At 70.8% G+C, this 16,599-nt stretch carries 17 protein-coding genes; 10 read left to right on the top strand and 7 right to left on the bottom strand.

All coding sequences use genetic code 11. The features are described 5' to 3' along the window. Positions 1-22 precede the first annotated feature (22 nt). Positions 23-598 carry a cob(I)yrinic acid a,c-diamide adenosyltransferase gene (locus HQN59_RS01070; protein ID WP_176065231.1) on the top strand — a complete coding sequence of 192 codons (576 nt, stop codon included), beginning with the start codon at positions 23-25 and terminating at the stop codon, positions 596-598. A 60-nt stretch (positions 599-658) separates the two neighbouring features. On the opposite strand, the gene HQN59_RS01065 is transcribed toward HQN59_RS01070, so the two are convergent. Both HQN59_RS01065 and HQN59_RS01060 read right to left on the bottom strand, forming a co-directional pair. Next, a complete protein-coding gene (locus tag HQN59_RS01065) occupies positions 659-1,354 on the bottom strand; it encodes a dioxygenase family protein (RefSeq protein WP_176065229.1) in 696 nt (231 codons plus the stop codon). Between the two features lie 78 nt (positions 1,355-1,432). After that, a complete protein-coding gene (locus HQN59_RS01060) occupies positions 1,433-2,548 on the bottom strand; it encodes a 3-deoxy-7-phosphoheptulonate synthase (protein WP_176065227.1) in 1,116 nt (371 codons plus the stop codon). Between the two features lie 318 nt (positions 2,549-2,866). Here HQN59_RS01060 and HQN59_RS01055 point away from each other — a divergent pair, with 318 nt between their 5' ends. Then, positions 2,867-4,576, top strand: a complete 1,710-nt coding sequence (locus tag HQN59_RS01055) for a cation:proton antiporter domain-containing protein (protein WP_176065225.1) — start codon at positions 2,867-2,869, stop codon at positions 4,574-4,576. An 11-nt stretch (positions 4,577-4,587) separates the two neighbouring features. Here the strand turns inward: HQN59_RS01055 and tldD are convergent, their stop codons facing one another. Continuing rightward, positions 4,588-6,063: a metalloprotease TldD gene (gene tldD / locus HQN59_RS01050; RefSeq protein WP_176065223.1), complete on the bottom strand. Its 1,476-nt coding sequence runs from the start codon at positions 6,061-6,063 to the stop codon at positions 4,588-4,590. A 189-nt stretch (positions 6,064-6,252) separates the two neighbouring features. On the opposite strand from tldD, the gene HQN59_RS01045 reads away from it, so the two are divergent. Beyond that, the gene (locus tag HQN59_RS01045) at positions 6,253-6,567 is read left to right on the top strand and encodes a hypothetical protein (RefSeq protein WP_176065221.1); all 315 of its coding nucleotides are present in this window, start codon (positions 6,253-6,255) and stop codon (positions 6,565-6,567) included. A gap of 13 nt (positions 6,568-6,580) precedes the next feature. On the opposite strand, the gene rsmI is transcribed toward HQN59_RS01045, so the two are convergent. Next, the gene (rsmI, locus tag HQN59_RS01040) at positions 6,581-7,507 is read right to left on the bottom strand and encodes a 16S rRNA (cytidine(1402)-2'-O)-methyltransferase (protein ID WP_176065219.1); all 927 of its coding nucleotides are present in this window, start codon (positions 7,505-7,507) and stop codon (positions 6,581-6,583) included. A gap of 4 nt (positions 7,508-7,511) precedes the next feature. Between rsmI and HQN59_RS01035 the strand changes: the two genes are divergently transcribed. From HQN59_RS01035 to HQN59_RS01020, 4 genes are all read left to right on the top strand, one after another. Further along, the gene (locus tag HQN59_RS01035) at positions 7,512-7,886 is read left to right on the top strand and encodes a YraN family protein (protein ID WP_176065217.1); all 375 of its coding nucleotides are present in this window, start codon (positions 7,512-7,514) and stop codon (positions 7,884-7,886) included. A gap of 79 nt (positions 7,887-7,965) precedes the next feature. Beyond that, positions 7,966-8,562, top strand: a complete 597-nt coding sequence (locus HQN59_RS01030) for a phosphoheptose isomerase (RefSeq protein ID WP_176065215.1) — start codon at positions 7,966-7,968, stop codon at positions 8,560-8,562. Beyond that, the gene (locus HQN59_RS01025; RefSeq protein WP_176065213.1) at positions 8,562-9,194 is read left to right on the top strand and encodes a BON domain-containing protein; all 633 of its coding nucleotides are present in this window, start codon (positions 8,562-8,564) and stop codon (positions 9,192-9,194) included. Before HQN59_RS01030 ends, HQN59_RS01025 begins: the two co-directional genes overlap by 1 nt. Positions 9,195-9,355: 161 nt before the next feature. Next, positions 9,356-10,015, top strand: a complete 660-nt coding sequence (locus tag HQN59_RS01020) for an Npun_F0296 family exosortase-dependent surface protein (RefSeq protein WP_176065211.1) — start codon at positions 9,356-9,358, stop codon at positions 10,013-10,015. A gap of 63 nt (positions 10,016-10,078) precedes the next feature. Here HQN59_RS01020 and HQN59_RS01015 read toward each other — a convergent pair whose 3' ends face one another. From HQN59_RS01015 to HQN59_RS01005, 3 genes are all read right to left on the bottom strand, one after another. Beyond that, the gene (locus tag HQN59_RS01015) at positions 10,079-10,978 is read right to left on the bottom strand and encodes an NAD(P)-dependent oxidoreductase (RefSeq protein WP_176065209.1); all 900 of its coding nucleotides are present in this window, start codon (positions 10,976-10,978) and stop codon (positions 10,079-10,081) included. Positions 10,979-11,042: 64 nt separating this feature from the next. Continuing rightward, complete coding sequence (locus tag HQN59_RS01010) at positions 11,043-12,179, bottom strand: PilT/PilU family type 4a pilus ATPase (RefSeq protein ID WP_176065207.1); 1,137 nt, start codon at positions 12,177-12,179, stop codon at positions 11,043-11,045. Between the two features lie 103 nt (positions 12,180-12,282). Then, positions 12,283-13,326 (bottom strand): type IV pilus twitching motility protein PilT, encoded by a 1,044-nt coding sequence (locus HQN59_RS01005; protein ID WP_176065205.1) that lies wholly within the window; start codon positions 13,324-13,326, stop codon positions 12,283-12,285. Between the two features lie 173 nt (positions 13,327-13,499). On the opposite strand from HQN59_RS01005, the gene HQN59_RS01000 reads away from it, so the two are divergent. From HQN59_RS01000 to HQN59_RS00990, 3 genes are all read left to right on the top strand, one after another. Then, positions 13,500-14,186 (top strand): YggS family pyridoxal phosphate-dependent enzyme, encoded by a 687-nt coding sequence (locus HQN59_RS01000; protein ID WP_176065203.1) that lies wholly within the window; start codon positions 13,500-13,502, stop codon positions 14,184-14,186. 149 nt (positions 14,187-14,335) lie between these two features. Next, positions 14,336-15,145 (top strand): pyrroline-5-carboxylate reductase, encoded by an 810-nt coding sequence (proC, locus tag HQN59_RS00995; protein ID WP_176065201.1) that lies wholly within the window; start codon positions 14,336-14,338, stop codon positions 15,143-15,145. Between the two features lie 125 nt (positions 15,146-15,270). Next, positions 15,271-16,542 (top strand): Glu/Leu/Phe/Val family dehydrogenase, encoded by a 1,272-nt coding sequence (locus tag HQN59_RS00990; RefSeq protein WP_176065199.1) that lies wholly within the window; start codon positions 15,271-15,273, stop codon positions 16,540-16,542. Positions 16,543-16,599 lie beyond the last annotated feature (57 nt).

The following is a 16,599-nucleotide window of genomic DNA, read 5'->3' as shown; positions in this document are numbered from 1 at the left end:
GCGGCGCTAGCATCGCCGCACGATGGCGAACCGACTGACGCAGATCGCGACCCGTACCGGCGACGACGGCACCACCGGCCTCGGCGACGGCACTCGGCTCGCCAAGAGCCACCCGCGCGTTGCCGCCATGGGCGACGTCGACGAGCTGAACTCGCAGCTCGGCGTGCTCCTCGCCGAGCCGCTGCCCGACGACGTACGCAGCCTCCTGGTCACGGTTCAGCACGAGCTCTTCAACCTCGGCGGCGAGTTGTCGATTCCGGGGTTCGAGCTGCTGAAGCCGGACGCGGTGCGCGCGCTCGACGCGGCGCTCGCGCGCTACAACGCCGACCTGCCGCGCCTGAAGGAGTTCATCCTGCCCGCCGGCACGCGCAGCGCGGCGCTCGCCCACGTGGCGCGCAGCGTCGCGCGCCGCGCCGAGCGCGCCGTGGTGGCACTCGCCGAGGACGGTGGCGTGCGGTCCGAGCCGCTGCAGTACCTCAACCGGCTGAGCGATCTGCTGTTCGTCCTCGCGCGCGTGCTCAATCGCGCCAACCTCGACGGGCTCGGCGGCGACGACGTCTACTGGAACAGCGAGCGGCTGGCGCGCGACGCGCCGTAGCTTCGCACCTGCGCGCGCCCGGAGGCGGCGAACCTTGGGCGGCGGTTCGCGCGTGCGAGCTCAGCCGACGACCAGCGCCTGCTCGACGACCCAGCGCACGCCCGAGCCGGCTGGCGCCGCGCGCAGCGCCATGGCGACGCGTGCCTGCGCCTCGGGCGGCAGGCTGCGCCAGAGGCCGTCGCGCGCGTTGCCCGGCTCGCCGGCGACGAACAGCTGCGAGGTCAGCTCGCCGAACGACGGGTGGCGCACCTTGACGTGGATGTGCGGCGTGCGGCCGGGATACGCCACCGGCCGGATCGTGCGAAAGCGCACCGCGCCGCGGGCGTCGCTGCGACTCTCGCCGAAGCCCTGAAAGCCGGCATCGACGCGAGCGCCGGCGCCGTGCGGGTGGCGGTAGCTCGCGAAGACGTCGCACTGCCAGATCTCGACCGTCGCGCCGTCGATCGTGCGACCGTCGGCGTCGCTGACGACGCCGAGCAGGTCGAGATGTTCGCCGAGCGCACGTTGGGCGCTGCCGTTTCCGCTGCGCACCGTGGTGAGGTCGGCATCGACGTCGAGGGTGCGCGCGCGCCACGACGCCGGCGGGTAGAACGGACCTTCGGTGATCGGCGGCAGCCCACCGCGCGCCGTCGCGAACGCGGGCACGCCGAGCACGGCGGCGCCGAGCGCCGCGTGCAGCACGCGCCGCCGCGTTCCGTCGGGCGCGGCGTCGGCGCGGCCGCGGTCATCCTCGACCGGGAGCGGCGTTGCCTTCATGGCGGTTCTCCTTGCGAGCGCGCTGGCGCGATGCGTCAGGCTACGCCTTAGCGCACCAGCGCATGGGATGCTCGGCTTTCAGCCGCGCCGCGCGCGCACCGCATCGCTCAGCTCGCGCAGCATGGTGACCGAGTCGTCCCAGCCGATGCACGCGTCGGTGATGCTCTGGCCGTAGACGAGCTGCGCCGGGTCGTCCTTGCCGGCGCTGAACTTCTGCGCGCCGGCGACCAGGTGGCTCTCGACCATCACGCCGAACACGCTGCGTTGACCGGCGCGCAGCTGCACCGCGACGTCGCGTGCGACCTCGACCTGGCGCGCGTACTGCTTGCTGCTGTTGGCATGGCTGCAGTCGACCATCAGCGCGCAGTCGAGCTGTGCGGCGTCGAGCTCGCGGCAGGCGGCGGCGACGCTCGTCTCGTCGTAGTTCGGCGCCTTGCCGCCGCGCAGGATGACGTGGCAGTCCGTGTTGCCGCGCGTTTCGACGATCGCGACCTGCCCGTTCTTGTGCACCGACAGGAAGTGGTGCGGCCGCGCCGCCGCCTGGATCGCGTCGATCGCGATCTTGATGTTGCCGTCGGTGCCGTTCTTGAAGCCGATCGGCGCCGAGAGGCCCGAGGCGAGCTCGCGGTGCACCTGGCTCTCGGTGGTGCGCGCGCCGATCGCACCCCAGGCGATCAGGTCGCCGAGGTACTGCGGCGAGATGACGTCGAGGAACTCGCTGCCGGCGGGCATGCCGAGCCGGTTGATCTCGAGCAGCAGCTGGCGGCCGATACGCAGGCCCTCGTCGATGCGATACGTCTCGTCGAGGTACGGATCGTTGATGAGGCCCTTCCAGCCGACCGTGGTGCGCGGCTTCTCGAAGTAGACTCGCATCACGATCTCGAGCGTGTCGGCGTACCGGTCGCGCTCGGCCTTGAGGCGCTTGGCGTAGTCGACCGCGGCGACCGGATCGTGGATCGAGCATGGCCCCATGATCACGAGCAGGCGGTCGTCCTGCTTCTGCATGATGCGGCGGATCGCCCCACGGGTCGCCTCGATCTGCTGCTCGACCGGCGTGCCGGCGATCGGGAAGAAGCGGATCAGGTGCTCCGGCGGGGGCAGCGGCTTGACGTCGACGATGCGCTGGTCGTCGGTCTGGCTGGTGCGTTCGCTGTTCGCGATCCACTCGCGGCTCGCTGCGCTGCTGGAGGTCATGATCCGGCTTCCCATGGTTCGTTGGCGCTTTTTCTCGAGCGCATAAACGAAAACCGCCGGGGGGTGCCCGGCGGTTTTCGGAGATCGTGCTTGCAGTTGCTAGCGCTGGGCCTCTCCGACCGCCGGGCGGTACGAGAACGCAAAATAGGCAAAAGGCCAGGCGCGCGTGAGCATCGGCGGAATGTAGCACGGTCGTCGACGGCTCCGATTCGGTGCCGGCCCCTACCCCCCGAGGACCTGCTGAAGATGTCGAGACTCGCTGCGCCGCGGGCGCGAGGCGCGCGCCGCGCCGGAACGCACGTGCGGAGGGGCTGAACCTTGCCCCACGCGGTCAGCCTCATCAGCACCCTCGCCGCCGGCTTCGGGCTCGCGCTCGTGTTCGGCTTCATCGCCGCGCGCTGCAAGCTGCCGGCGCTCATCGGCTACCTGGTCGCCGGCATCGTGATCGGCCCGGCGACGCCGGGCTTCGTCGCCGACGCCGAGATCGCCGCGCAGCTCGCCGAGATCGGCGTGATGCTGCTGATGTTCGGCGTCGGCCTGCACTTCTCGCTGGCCGACCTGCTGGCGGTGCGCAAGGTCGCGCTCCCGGGCGCGGTGGTGCAGATGGCGGTGGCGACCGCGCTCGGCTGCGCGGCCGCGATGCTGTGGGGCTGGTCGTTCGGCGCCGGGCTGGTGTTCGGACTTGCGCTCTCGGTCGCGAGCACCGTGGTGCTGCTCAAGGCGCTCGAAAGCCGCGGCCGGCTCGATTCGGGCGACGGCCGCATCGCGATCGGCTGGCTCGTCGTCGAGGACCTCGCGATGGTGGTGGTGCTCGTCGTCCTGCCGCCGCTCGCCGGCGCGCTCGGTGGGCAGGTCGCCCCGACGACGCAGAGCCTCTGGTGGACGCTCGGCCGCACGGTGCTCGAGGTCGGCGCGTTCGTCGCCCTGATGCTGGTGGTCGGCCGCCGGCTTTTCCCATGGGTGCTGTGGCAGGTCACCAAGACCGGCTCGCGCGAGCTCTTCACGCTGGCGGTGATCGTCGCCGCGGTGTCGATCGCCTACGGCTCGTCGCTGCTGTTCGGCGTGTCGTTCGCGCTCGGCGCGTTCTTCGCGGGCATGGTGCTGCGCGAATCGCAGTTCAGCCATCGCGCCGCCGAGGAGACGCTGCCGCTGCGCGACGCGTTCGCGGTGCTGTTCTTCGTGTCCGTCGGCATGCTGTTCGATCCCACGGTGCTCGTCGAGCACCCGCTGCGCGTGCTCGAAGTCGTGCTGATCATCGTGTTTGGCAAGTCGGTCGCCGCGGCGGCGCTGGTGCTCTCGTTCGGCTATCCGCTGCGCACCGCGCTCACGGTGTCGGCCGGGCTCGGCCAGATCGGCGAGTTCTCGTTCATCCTTGCCGCGCTCGGCGTCGCGCTCGGCCTGCTGCCGGTGGAGGGCCAGAGCCTGATCGTCGCCGGCGCGCTGATCTCGATCGCGCTGAACCCCCTCTTCTTCGAGCTCTCCGCGCCGCTCGGCCGCCTGCTCGCCGGCGTCACGCGGTGGGCCGGCCTGCGGACGCTCGCGAGCGATCCGCTCGCCGAGCTGCCGATGTCGACCGAGGCGAAGTTCCTTTCGCGCCAGGTCGTGCTGGTCGGCTATGGCCGCGTCGGTCGGTCGATCGCGAGCGCGCTCAGGCAGGCCGGCGTGCCGTTCGTCGTCGCCGACGAGAACCGCGAGGCGGTCGAGCAGCTGCGTGCCGGCGGCACCCCCGCGGTGTTCGGCAACGCCACCGACCCGGCGGTGCTGATCCAGGCGCACATCGCGCACGCCCACATGCTGGTGATCGCGACGCCCGAGACGATCGAGGTGCGTCGGATGGCCGAGATCGCGCGCACGCTGAACCCGGCGATCCGCATCGCGGTGCGCAGCCACAACGTCGACGAGGCGCGCCTGCTCGAGGCCGAGGGCACGGCGCGGGTGTTCGTCGGCGAGACCGAGCTCGCCAACGCGATGGTCGAGCACGTGCTGGGCGCCGTCGCGGCGCCGCGCGCAGCGCCGTCGCGCGCCTGAGCGCGCCGCGCCTAGGCGGTGCCGCCGACCGTGAGCCGGTCGATGCGCAGCGTCGGCTGACCGACGCCGACCGGCACGCTCTGGCCTTCCTTGCCGCAGACGCCGACGCCGGTGTCGAGGCGCATGTCGGTGCCGATCATGCTGACGCGCGTCAGCGCGTCGGGGCCGTTGCCGATGATGGTCGCGCCCTTGACCGGGTACTGGACCTTGCCGTTCTCGACCCAGAACGCCTCGGATGCCGAGAACACGAACTTGCCGCTCGTGATGTCGACCTGGCCGCCGCCGAAGTTGGTGGCGTAGAGGCCCCGCTTGAGGCTGCGCACGATCTCTTCGGGATCCTTGTCGCCGCCGAGCATGTAGGTGTTGGTCATGCGCGGCATCGGCACCGCGGCGTAGCTCTCGCGGCGGCCGTTGCCGGTCGGTGCGACGCCCATCAGGCGCGCGTTCATCGAATCCTGGATGTAGCCCTTGAGGATGCCGTCCTCGATCAGGATGTTGCGCTGGCTCGCGTTGCCTTCGTCGTCGATGTTGAGCGAGCCGCGGCGCTCGGGCAGCGTGCCGTCGTCGAGCACCGTGACGCCCGGTGCGGCGACGCGCTCGCCGATCTTGCCGCTGAACGCGCTCGAGCCCTTGCGGTTGAAGTCGCCTTCGAGGCCGTGGCCGATCGCCTCGTGCAGCAGCACGCCGGGCCAGCCCGGGCCGAGCACGACGCTCATCAGGCCCGCCTTGGCGGGGCGTGATTCGAGGTTGGTGAGCGCGGCGCTGACCGCCTGGTCGACGTAGCTCGCGATCGCAGCGTCGTCGAACAGCGCGAGGCCGAAACGGCCGCCGCCGCCGCCGTTGCCGGACTCGCGGCGCACCACGCCACCCACGGTCTGCTCGGCGATCACCGTCACTGAAAGGCGCACCAGCGGCCGCACGTCGGCGGCAATGGTGCCGTCCGCGCGCGCGACCAGCACCACGTCGTACTCGCTCGCGAGGCCGGCCATCACCTGCTTGACGCGCGGATCCTTGGCGCGCGCGAGGCGCTCGACCTTGCCGAGCAGCTCGACCTTGGCGGCGCTGTCGAGGGTGCCGATCGGGTCGGTCGCGGCGTACAGCACGCGGCTGCGCGCCGTGGTCACCGTCGGCGCGACCCGCACGCGCCGGCTCTGCCCCGCCGCAGCGATCGTGCGCACGGTCTGCGCAGCGTCCATCAACGCCGCTTCCGAAATGTCGTCCGAGTACGCGAACGCAGTCTTCTCGCCGGCGACGGCACGGATGCCGAAGCCCTGGTCGATGCCGAAGCTGCCGCTCTTGACGATGCCTTCCTCGAGGCTCCAGCCCTCGCTGCGGGTGGCCTGGAAGTAGATGTCGGCGTCGTCGATCTGGTGCGTCGCGACGGCCCCGAGCGCGCGCGTCAGCGCCGCCTCGTTGAGGCCGAACGGCTCGAGCAGCAGCGTGCGCGCGACGGCGAGGCGTTCGATCGTGGGTTCGCGGGAAATCATGCGCGTTCCTTGCTCGGTAAGGCGGTCGATTGTAGAAGTCGCCCCTCGCTGGCCGGCGCGCCTGGCGAATGCCCTTTCACACGTCTTTACGGCGGGTTTACCCGGCGCGTGTCGGTCGTCTCGGCCGGCCGATCGTTGTACGGGGGCGACTCGACAATCGCCTCGTCCCATCACCAGAAGGAGAACACCATGCTGAACATCAAGACTCTAGCTGCCGCCATCGCCCTCACCGGTGCGTCGATCGGCGCCATCGCGCAGCCCACTCCGGGCATCGATGCCCGCCAGTCGGTGCAGGAGCGCCGCATCGACCACGCCGCGTCGAGCGGCCGGCTCACGCCCCGCGAGCAGCGCGCCCTCGACCGCAAGCAGGCCGAGATCCGGCGCTACGAGCGGCGCGCGAAGGCCGACGGCGTCGTGACCCCGCAGGAACGCCAGACGCTGCGCCGCATGCAGCGCGAGGCCGACGTCATGATCCGCACGGCCGAGCGCAACGGCCGCCGCTGATCGGTCGGACCACTCAGGGCTCGCCGGCTTCGGCCGCGCCGGCGTCGACGCCCTGTTTCAGCGCCAGCGCGCGCGTGTAGAGCGCGTTGCGCGGCGCTCCGGTCAGCTCGGCCGCGAGGCCGACCGCCTGCTTGAGCGGCAGCTCGCGAAGCAGCGCGCGCAGCACGCGGTCGTGCGTCGCTGTGGCGTCGTCGGTTGCCTGCGCCTGAGAGTGGACGACGACCACGAACTCGCCGCGTGCGCGGTTCGGGTCGGCGCCGAGCCAGGCCGGGAAGTCGGCCGCACGCAGCGTCTCGACGCTCTCGAACTGCTTGGTCAGCTCGCGCGCGACGCTGACGCTGCGCTCGGGGCACACCTGCGCCAGCAACGCGGCGAGCGACACGATGCGGTGCGGGGCCTCGAACACGATCTGCGCCGCGCTCGCTGCGGCGAGCTGCCTGGCCGCCTGCGCACGCGCGGGGCCGCGGGCCGGCAGGAAGCCGACGAACGCGAACTGCTCGGCGCCCGGATCGCCGGCGACGCTGAGCGCCGCGAGCGCGCTGCTCGCTCCGGGAATCGGGATCGCTCGCTGACCGGCGCTGCGGACCGTGCGCACGAGTTCGGCGCCGGGGTCCGAGACGCCCGGCGTTCCCGCATCGCTCACGTAGGCGACGCGTTCGCCGCGCGCGAGCCGCTCGAGCACCTGCCCGGCCGCTTGTCGCTCGTTGTGCTCGTGCAGCGCGACGAGAGGTTTGTCGATGCCGAACTGGCGCAGCAGCGGCGCGCTGTGGCGGGTGTCCTCGCAGGCGATCGCGTCGACCAGGGCGAGCACGTGGATCGCGCGCAGCGTCAGGTCGGCGAGATTGCCGATCGGCGTCGCGACGACGTAGAGGGCGCCTCGCGGATACTGCTGGCCGCCCGCCGCCTCGGCAGCAGCCTGCAACACCAGCGAAGCCTTCATCGTTATGGCGACCCGTTCGACCAAGGAGGTGGGCGACGCCGCCGAAGCGGCGGCCCTCGCGCACCTGCAGGCGCACGGCCTGGCCCTGGTGCGGCGCAATTATCGGGTCGCACGCGGGCCGTCCGCCCCCGGCGGCGAGGTCGACCTGATCGTGCGCGACCGCGACGGCACGCTCGTCTTCGTCGAGGTGCGGGCCCGCGCGGCGGCGAGCCACGGCGGCGCGGCGGCCAGCGTGCTGCCGGCCAAGCAGCGGCGCGTCGTCTACGCGGCGCGTCACTTCCTGACCGGCCTCGCGAAGCTGCCGCCCTGCCGCTTCGACGTGATCGCCGTCGAGGGCGAGCGCATCACCTGGCTGCGCGGAGCGTTCGACGCCGGTTGACAACCGGGCGCCGATGCCTTCCCTCCGGCGCAAAGCCCGCCGTTCGAGCCGGCAGGACCGGGTCGATATGATCGGCCGCATGCTCGAACAACGCATCCAGCAGCAGTTCTTCGACAGCGCCGACCTCAAGTACGCCGCTGCCGAACTGCTGAGCAAGCCGATCGCCGATGCGGTCAGCGCGCTGGTCGGCTGCATCACCGGCGGCGGCAAGGTGCTGAGCTGCGGCAATGGCGGCTCGGCCGGCGACGCCCAGCATTTCGCCGCCGAGTTCGTCGGCCGCTTCGAACGCGAGCGCCCCGGCCTCGCCGCGATCGCGCTGACCACCGACGCGTCGATCCTCACAGCGGTCGGCAACGACTACAGCTTCGAGGTGGTGTTCGCCAAGCAGGTGCAGGCGCTCGGCGCGCCGGGCGACGTGCTGCTCGCGATCACCACGAGCGGCAACTCGGCGAACGTGCTGGCGGCGGTCGACGCCGCGCGCCAGAAGGACATGACCGTGATCGCGCTGACCGGCAATACCGGCGGCAAGCTGCGCGAGCGGCTGGTCGACACCGACGTGATGATCTGCGTCCCGCACGATCGCACCGCGCGCATCCAGGAGGTTCACCTCCTGGTGCTGCACTGCCTGTGCGATGCGGTCGACCTGCAACTGCTCGGCGAACCGGAGAGCACGTGATGGCGACCTGCCGCATTCCCCGCCAGGCGAGCACGCTGCTCGCCGCCCTCGTCGTCACCACCGGCTTCAGCGGCTGTGCGCCGCTCCTCTTCGGCGGCGCGGTGGTCGGCGGCGCGATGGTCGCGACCGACCGCCGCACCTCCGGCACCCAGATCGACGACCAGGTGCTCGAGGTGAAGATCGGCTCGCGCCTCGACGACACGTTCGGCGAGCGCGCGCGCATCAACGTGACGAGCTTCAACCGTCGCGTGCTGCTCACCGGCGAGATCGCGAGCGAAGCCGACAAGGCGACCGCGACCTCGATTGCCGAGCGTGTCGACAACGTGCAGGGCGTCGTCAACGAACTGCAGGTCGGCGAGCTGCGCTCGCTGCCGCGCCGCTCGGGCGACATCCTGGTCGAGGCCAAGGTGAAGGCCAGCCTGGTCGACGCCCAGGACATCTTCGCCAACTCGGTGAAGGTGGTCGCGCACCAGGGCGTGATCTACCTGATGGGGCGTGTCAGCGAGCGCGAGGCGCACCGCGCGACCGAGATCGCGCGCGGCGTCAGCGGCGTCGGCAAGGTGGTGCGCGTGTTCGAGGTCATGAGCGACGCGGACCTCGAAAAGATCCGCACCCGCACGCCGGCTCCCTAGGCGTGGCCGCCGTAGCGTTGCGCCGGCGCCGCGACCGCGCGAGTTCTGCCCGGCGCCCGCGCACACGATCGGCCGATTTCTAGGATGATTCGGCTCCCGTCGGCGCCGCAGCGCCAGCCGTGCCGTGGCTGACGGCTGCAGCACACATCAGGAGTCGCCTCGTGAACGTGAAAGCCACCTTCGTCGCCGTCTCGGGCCTCCTCGCTTGTGGTCTTGCCGTTGCCGGCACCATCCAGGTCGGCGGCATGGCCGCGGGCGCCAACGGGCAGATCTCGAGCAAGGCGGGCGTCTGCACGGTCGACTTCAACGCCGCGAGCGCGCTCAACCTCTGCGGCGCGACCTACAGCGAGAGCGGAGGCCTGCCGCTCAATGCCGCGCACTTCCGCACCGGCAACTCGTCGGTCGCCGTCTCGCCGGCCGGCGACACCACGACCTACCTCGCCGTCGGGCCCTCGCATGGCACGCCGGTCACGGTCACCCTCGCCAACCCGGCCAACTACTTCGGCTTCTACGCCGGCTCGCTCGACGACTACAACACGGTGCAGTTCTTCCTGAACGGCGTGCTGGTCGACTCGTTCAACGGCACCGACATCAACAGCGTGGTGTTCCCGAACAGCTCGGCGAACGGGCTGGTCTCGGCTTTCGTCGACTACTTCCCGGGCTCGCTTTACACCAGCATCGTCTACGCAAGCACCGGCAACGCGTTCGAGACGGACAACCATGCGTTCGGTCTGGCCACGCCCGCGGGCGTGCCGGAGCCGACGTCGACCGCGCTGCTCGGCCTGGGCCTCTTGCTGCTCGCGCGCCGGCGTCGCGCCTGAAGGCCGGCGTCTTCGTCGAGAAGGCCGCCGCGGGCGGCCTCTGTCGTCGATGCGACGCCCGAGTCAGTCGGCGCGCAGCCGCTTGATCAGGCTCGAGGTGTCGAGGCGGTTGTCGCCGTGCGCCTGCAGGTCGGCGTAGAACTGGTCGACGAGGGCGGCGACCGGCAGCTGGGCGCCGTTGCGGCGCGCCTCGTCGAGCACCAGGCCGAGGTCCTTGCGCATCCAGTCGACCGCGAAGCCGAAGTCGAACTTGCCCGCGATCATGGTCGGGCCGCGGTTGTCCATCTGCCAGCTCTGCGCGGCGCCCTTGCCGATGACGCCGAGCACGGCGGTCATGTCGAGACCGGCGCGCTCGCCGAACGCGATCGCTTCCGACAGGCCCTGCACGAGCCCCGCGATCGCGATCTGGTTGACCATCTTGGCGAGCTGGCCGGCGCCCGACTCGCCGAGCCGCGCGATCGAGCGCGCGAACGCCAGCATCACCGGGCGCACGCGTTCGAAGGCGTCGGCGTCGCCGCCGCACATGACGGTGAGCACGCCGTTGATGGCGCCGAGGTTGCCGCCCGATACCGGGGCGTCGACGAACGCGAGACCCTGCGCGCGCGCCGCCGCGCTCAGCTCGCGGGCGACGTCGGCCGACGCGGTGGTGTGGTCGACGAACACGGCGCCCGGCTGCATGCCGGCGAACGCGCCGTCGTCGCCGAGCACGACCGAGCGCAGGTCGGCGTCGTTGCCGACGCACGCGAACACGATGTCGGCGCCTTCCGCCGCCTCGCGCGGCGTCGGCGCGCTGCGGCCGCCGTACTCGCCGGCCCAGGCGTCGGCCTTCGCGCCGGTGCGGTTGTAGACCGTGACCTGATGGCCGGCGCGCGCGAGATGGCCCGCCATCGGGTAGCCCATGACGCCGAGGCCGAGGAACGCGACGCGCTGCGCCGGAATGGGGTCGTAGGTCCGTTCAGCCATGACTTGATTCTCCAAAAACATGACGGCCTCGAAGAGGCCGTCTTGAACTCAGCGAAGCGTCCAATTAGATGATGTGCATGTGCTCGGTGCCGGCACTGAGGTCGGCGCTGCGCGCGCGACGGCTGTGCAGCTTGATCTGCAGGCGCAGGTCGTTCACCGAGTCGGCGTTGCGCAGCGCGTCCTCGAAGGTGATGGTCTCGGCCTCGTACAGGTCGAACAACGCCTGGTCGAAGGTCTGCATGCCGAGTTCGCGCGAGCGCTTCATGATCTCCTTGATCTCGGCGACGTCGCCCTTGAAGATCAGGTCCGAGACCAGCGGCGTGTTGAGCAGGATCTCGACCGCGGCGACACGGCCCTTGCCTTCCTGGCGCGGCAGCAGCCGCTGCGACACCAGCGCCTTCAGGTTGAGCGACAGGTCCATCAGGAGCTGCGCGCGGCGCTCTTCGGGAAAGAAGTTGATGACGCGGTCGAGTGCCTGGTTGGCGCTGTTGGCGTGCAGCGTCGCCATGCACAGGTGACCGGTCTCGGCGAACGCGACCGCGTGCTCCATGGTCTCGCGGTCCCGGATCTCGCCCATCAGGATCACGTCCGGTGCCTGACGCAGCGTGTTCTTGAGCGCGATGCCCCAGTCGTCGGTATCGATGCCGACCTCGCGCTGCGTGACGATGCAGTTCTTGTGCTGGTGCACGAACTCGACCGGATCCTCGATAGTGATGATGTGACCGTACGAGTTCTCGTTGCGGTGGTCGACCATCGCGGCGAGCGAGGTGCTCTTGCCGGAGCCGGTGGCGCCGACGAAGATCACGAGGCCGCGCTTGGTCATCGCGACCTCCTTGAGCACCGGCGGCAGGGTGAGCGAATCGATGCTCGGGATCTGCTGCGGGATGGTCCGCATCACCAGGCCGACGTTGCCCTGCTGCACGAACGCATTGACGCGAAAGCGACCGAGGCCCACCGGCGCGACCGCGAAGTTGCACTCCTTGGTGCGCTCGAACTCGGCGGCCTGCTTGTCGTTCATGATCGACCGCGTCAGGGCCAGCGTGTGCTGGCCGGTGAGCGGCTGCGGCGACACCTTCGTCACCTTGCCGTCGACCTTGATCGCCGGCGGAAAGTCGGCCGTGAGGAACAGGTCCGAGCCGTTGCGCGACACCATGAGGCGCAGCAGGTCGGTTACGAACTTGGAGGCTTGATCGCGTTCCATGGAGGCTCAGTGTTCGTTGCGCGGGCGCTCGGCGCTGTTGTCTGGAAGTCGGCCCTCTTGCCCAAGCCCGCGCTTGCAAGCGCGGTCCCGGAGTCGTCCCGACTCACCCCGGGAAGTTCTCGGGGAACTTGGCCTTGGCGCGGGCTTCGGAGGCCGTGACGATGTTACGGCGCACGAGGTCCGCGAGGTTCTGGTCGAGCGTCTGCATGCCGACGTTGTTGCCGGTCTGGATCGCCGAGTACATCTGGGCGACCTTGTTCTCGCGGATCAGGTTCCGGATCGCCGCGTTGCCGAGCATGATCTCGTGCGCGGCGACGCGGCCGGAGCCGTCCTTGGTCTTCATGAGGGTCTGCGAGATCACGCCGATCAGCGACTCCGACAGCATCGAGCGGACCATTTCCTTCTCGGCGGCCGGGAACACGTCGACGATGCGGTCGACCGTCTTGGCGGCGCTCGAGGTGTGCAGCGTGCCGAATACCAGGTGGCCGGTCTCGGCGGCGGTGAGCGCCAGGCGGATCGTCTCGAGGTCGCGCATCTCGCCGACCAGGATGCAGTCCGGGTCCTCGCGCAGCGCCGAGCGCAGCGCGTTCGCGAAGCTGAGCGTATGCGGGCCGACCTCGCGCTGGTTGACGAGGCTCTTCTTCGACTCGTGCACGAACTCGATCGGGTCCTCGACCGTCAGGATGTGGCCGAACTCGTTCTCGTTGAGGTGGTTCACCATCGCGGCCAGCGTGGTCGACTTGCCCGAGCCGGTCGGGCCGGTCACCAGCACCATGCCGCGCGGCTTGAGCGCCAGCTCGGCGAACACGGGCGGGCAGTTCAGTTGCTCGAGCGTGAGGATCTTCGACGGAATCGTCCGGAACACGGCGCCGGCGCCGCGGTTCTGGTTGAACGCGTTGACGCGGAAGCGCGCCAGACCCTGGATCTCGAACGAGAAGTCGCACTCCAGCGTCTCCTCGTACGCCTTGCGCTGCGAATCGTTCATGATGTCGTAGACCATGTCGTGCACGTGCTTGTGCTCGAGCGGGTCGACATTGATCCGGCGCACGTCGCCATGGACCCGGATCATCGGCGGCAGGCCGGCCGAGAGGTGCAGGTCGGATGCCTTGTTCTTGACGGAGAACGCAAGCAGTTGGGTGATGTCCATGGGCCTCGAGCGGTGGGGCGGCAGATGAGAGTCGGCACGGAGCGGGTCCGTGAGCCGTGGCCAGGCGCAATGCCACGCGCACCGTGGCAGGCGGTCGCCGGCCCGGGGTGGCCGGCGGCTGTCGACGCGCGCGGTTCGAGAGGGTGCCCGGCGCTGTCGGACGCAGTGGCGCAATGATCGCAGCAAACCTCGAAAGCGTGCGAGGGCGCATCGCACGCGCGTGCGCGGCAGCCGGAAGGCCCGTGCAAAGCGTCACGCTGCTCGCGGTGAGCAAGTTCTTTCCTGCAACGAGCGTCCGCGAGGCGGTCGCCGCGGGGCAGACGCGCTTCGGCGAGAACCTCGTGCAGGAGGGCGTCGACAAGATCGAGACGCTCGCCGACCTCCGCGAGCGCCTCGAGTGGCACCTGATCGGACCGCTGCAGAGCAACAAGACGCGCATCGTGGCGGAGCGCTTCGACTGGGTCCACAGCGTCGACCGGCTCAAGATTGCCGAGCGGCTGTCGGCGCAGCGGCCGGCGGGTCTGGCGCCGCTTTCGGTGTGCCTCCAGGTCAACATCAGCGGCGAGGCGACGAAGAGCGGCGTCGCGCCCGAGGAGGTGGAGGCGCTCGCCGCCGCGGTCGCGGGGCTGCCGGCGCTGCGTCTGCGCGGCCTCATGGCGATCCCGGAGCCGTCGACGGAGGTCGCGGCGCAGCGCGCGCCGCATCGCGCCTTGCGCAAGCTTTTCGATGCGCTCCGGGCGCGCGGCCACGGGCTCGACACCCTGTCGATCGGCATGAGCGACGATCTCGAGGCGGCGATCGCCGAGGGTGCGACCATCGTGCGCGTCGGCTCGGCCATTTTCGGAACGCGCGCCCGCTGATCGAGCGGAGCCGGGGTCCGGCTCCGCGGCATCGAGGGCAGCGCTCTCCTGCGCCGTCGCTGAAGTAGAGGCGTGCCCTGAAGACGGTGCGCTGCGAAGGGTGCCGGCTGAAGCGGCGCGACGCAACGGGGGCTCCTTACACTGCCGCGATGGACAGCATCGCATTCATCGGCGGCGGCAACATGGCCAGCGCGCTCATCGGCGGCCTCGTCGAGCGCAGCGAGGGCCACGCGCCCGGGATCGTCGTCGTCGACCCCGATCCAGGCCAGCGCGAGCGCCTGGCGGCACGCTTCGGCGTGCGCACGCTCGGCGCCGCCGACGCGTCGCTGGCCGGCGCCGGGCTCGTCGTGTGGGCCGTCAAGCCGCAGTACTTCAAGGCCGCCGCCGCGCCGTGCGCGTCGCACGTCGCCGCCGCGCTCCACCTCAGCGTGATGGCGGGCATCCGCAGCGAGGCGATCGCGCGTGCGCTCGACAACGAGCGCGTGGTGCGGGCGATGCCGAACACGCCGGCGCTGATCGGGCGCGGCATCGCCGGGCTCTACGCGCGCCCCGAGGTCGGCGCGGACGAGCGGGCACGCGTCGAGGCGCTGCTCGCGCCGACCGGCGAGGTGCTGTGGGTCGACGCCGAGGTGCAGCTCGACGCGGTCACCGCGCTCTCCGGCTCGGGTCCCGCCTACGTGTTCTACGTCGCCGAGGCGATGGCCGACGCCGCGACCGCAATGGGGCTCAGCGCCGAGCAGGGCCGGCGCCTCGCGCTCGCCACGTGTGCCGGCGCGGCGTCCCTCGCGCAAGGTTCCAGCGAGCCGCTCGGCCGGTTGCGCGAGCAGGTCACCTCCAAGGGCGGCACCACCGCCGCGGCGCTGGCGACACTCGACGCGCACGGCGTGCGCGCGGCGTTCGGCGCGGCGCTCGAGGCGGCGCGGCGGCGTGCCGCCGAGCTGGGCGACGAGTTCGGCTGACCCGAGCCTCGCGCGCGGCGCTGCCGCGGTCCGGCACGCGGGGCAGGGATGTCACGAAGCGGGGCTGCGCTTGCCCCTACAGTCTCGCTGGGCGCCATGCGAGCGCCCCTTCTTCGGAGCCCTGAATGAGTTACCTGTCCTACCTGACGCCCACCCTGACGAGCCCCTGGCACACCTATCTGTCGCAAGTCGACCGCGTGCTGCCCTATCTGGGGCCGCTCGCGCGCTGGGCCGAGACGCTCAAGCGCCCCAAGCGCGCGCTGATCGTCGACGTGCCGATCGAGATGGACGATGGCAGCGTGGCCCACTTCGAGGGCTACCGGGTGCAGCACAACCTCTCGCGTGGGCCCGGCAAGGGCGGCATCCGCTTCCACCCCGACGTGACGCTGGAAGAGGTGATGGCGCTTTCCGCGTGGATGACGATCAAGTGCGCCGCCGTCAACCTGCCGTACGGCGGCGCCAAGGGCGGCATCCGCGTCGATCCCAAGAAGCTGTCCGAGAAGGAGCTCGAGCGCATGACGCGGCGCTACACGAGCGAGATCGGCATCATCATCGGCCCGCAGCGCGACATCCCGGCGCCCGACGTGAACACCAACGGCCAGATCATGGCCTGGATGATGGACACGTACTCGATGAACACCGGCATGACAGCGACCGGCGTCGTCACCGGCAAGCCCCTGCACCTGGGCGGCTCGCTGGGCCGCGTCAAGGCCACCGGGCGCGGCGTGTTCGTCACCGGCCGCGAGGCCGCGACCCGCATCGGCCTGCCGCTCGAAGGTGCGCGCATCGCGGTGCAGGGCATGGGCAACGTCGGCGGCTCGGCCGCCGAGCTGTTCGTGCAGGCCGGCGCCAGGCTGGTCGCGGTGCAGGACCACAGCGCGACCCTGGTCAACCCCGGCGGCTTCGACCTCGCCAAGGCGAACGAGGTGCTGCGCCGCGACGGCGGCATCGCCAACTACGCCGACGCCGAGCGCGTCGACCGCGAGGCGTTCTGGGACGTCGAGTGCGACATCCTGATCCCGGCCGCGCTCGAAGGCCAGATCACGCCCGAGCGCGCGCAGCGCATCAAGGCGAAGCTGGTGCTCGAAGGCGCGAATGGTCCGACCCTTCCGCAGGCCGACGACGTGCTCGCCGACCGCAACGTGCTGGTGGTGCCCGACGTCATCTGCAACGCCGGCGGCGTGACGGTCAGCTACTTCGAGTGGGTGCAGGACTTCTCGAGCTTCTTCTGGAGCGAGGACGAGATCAACGCGCGCCTCGACCGCATCATGGTCGACGCGCTGCGCAAGATCTGGGACACCGCCGACCACTACAAGATCAGCCTGCGGACCGCGACCTACGCGGTCGCCTGCGAGCGCATCCTGATGGCGCGCGAGGAGCGCGGCCTCTATCCCTGAGCAGAGGTTCCCGACCGCGAGGGCTGCGCCGCTCGGACACCCAGGCGCTCGCGCGAA

This window comes from Rhizobacter koreensis (assembly GCF_013366375.1).
GTDB lineage: Bacteria > Pseudomonadota > Gammaproteobacteria > Burkholderiales > Burkholderiaceae_C > Schlegelella_A > Schlegelella_A koreensis.
Note: the sequence above shows the minus strand (reverse complement) of the source record. Positions and strands in the feature narration are given on the sequence as shown.

What these genes read in the sequence shown, in the direction of transcription:
- HQN59_RS01010 (WP_176065207.1), bottom strand. Translation starts at nt 12,179, where the DNA reads ATGGAACGCGATCAAGCCTCCAAGTTCGTAACCGACCTGCTGCGCCTC.
- HQN59_RS00990 (WP_176065199.1), top strand. Translation starts at nt 15,271, where the DNA reads ATGAGTTACCTGTCCTACCTGACGCCCACCCTGACGAGCCCCTGGCAC.
- HQN59_RS01060 (WP_176065227.1), bottom strand. Translation starts at nt 2,548, where the DNA reads ATGACCTCCAGCAGCGCAGCGAGCCGCGAGTGGATCGCGAACAGCGAA.
- rsmI (WP_176065219.1), bottom strand. Translation starts at nt 7,507, where the DNA reads ATGAAGGCTTCGCTGGTGTTGCAGGCTGCTGCCGAGGCGGCGGGCGGC.
- tldD (WP_176065223.1), bottom strand. Translation starts at nt 6,063, where the DNA reads ATGATTTCCCGCGAACCCACGATCGAACGCCTCGCCGTCGCGCGCACG.
- proC (WP_176065201.1), top strand. Translation starts at nt 14,336, where the DNA reads ATGGACAGCATCGCATTCATCGGCGGCGGCAACATGGCCAGCGCGCTC.
- HQN59_RS01030 (WP_176065215.1), top strand. Translation starts at nt 7,966, where the DNA reads ATGCTCGAACAACGCATCCAGCAGCAGTTCTTCGACAGCGCCGACCTC.
- HQN59_RS01015 (WP_176065209.1), bottom strand. Translation starts at nt 10,978, where the DNA reads ATGGCTGAACGGACCTACGACCCCATTCCGGCGCAGCGCGTCGCGTTC.
- HQN59_RS01025 (WP_176065213.1), top strand. Translation starts at nt 8,562, where the DNA reads ATGGCGACCTGCCGCATTCCCCGCCAGGCGAGCACGCTGCTCGCCGCC.
- HQN59_RS01070 (WP_176065231.1), top strand. Translation starts at nt 23, where the DNA reads ATGGCGAACCGACTGACGCAGATCGCGACCCGTACCGGCGACGACGGC.
- HQN59_RS01035 (WP_176065217.1), top strand. Translation starts at nt 7,512, where the DNA reads ATGGCGACCCGTTCGACCAAGGAGGTGGGCGACGCCGCCGAAGCGGCG.
- HQN59_RS01065 (WP_176065229.1), bottom strand. Translation starts at nt 1,354, where the DNA reads ATGAAGGCAACGCCGCTCCCGGTCGAGGATGACCGCGGCCGCGCCGAC.
- HQN59_RS01045 (WP_176065221.1), top strand. Translation starts at nt 6,253, where the DNA reads ATGCTGAACATCAAGACTCTAGCTGCCGCCATCGCCCTCACCGGTGCG.
- HQN59_RS01005 (WP_176065205.1), bottom strand. Translation starts at nt 13,326, where the DNA reads ATGGACATCACCCAACTGCTTGCGTTCTCCGTCAAGAACAAGGCATCC.
- HQN59_RS01000 (WP_176065203.1), top strand. Translation starts at nt 13,500, where the DNA reads ATGATCGCAGCAAACCTCGAAAGCGTGCGAGGGCGCATCGCACGCGCG.